The sequence below is a fragment of the Shewanella sp. AS1 genome (assembly GCF_021412565.1).
Taxonomy (GTDB): Bacteria; Pseudomonadota; Gammaproteobacteria; order Enterobacterales; family Shewanellaceae; genus Shewanella.
Window position 1 is genome coordinate 1 of record NZ_JAKCLJ010000055.1, and the last position, 305, is coordinate 305.

At 53.1% G+C, this 305-nt stretch carries 1 rRNA gene; it reads right to left on the reverse strand.

Annotation, left to right across the window (positions count from 1 at the left end):
• Positions 1-305, reverse strand: a 23S ribosomal RNA gene (locus LZP69_RS16025); the annotation flags it as partial.

The following is a 305-nucleotide window of genomic DNA, read 5'->3' on the forward strand; positions in this document are numbered from 1 at the left end:
TCAAGCGCCTTGGTATTCTCTACCCGACCACCTGTGTCGGTTTGGGGTACGATTCCTACTAACCTGAAGCTTAGAAGATTTTCCTGGAAGCAGGGCATCAACTACTTCATCCCCTTAGGGACTCGTCATCAGCTCTCAGTGTATGTGTGCCCGGATTTGCCTAAGCACACCACCTACTGCCTTAAACGCGGACTACCAACGCCGCGCTAGCCTAGCCTTCTCCGTCTCTCCATCGCAGTTAGCAAGAGTACGGGAATATTAACCCGTTTCCCATCGACTACGCCTTTCGGCCTCGCCTTAGGGGT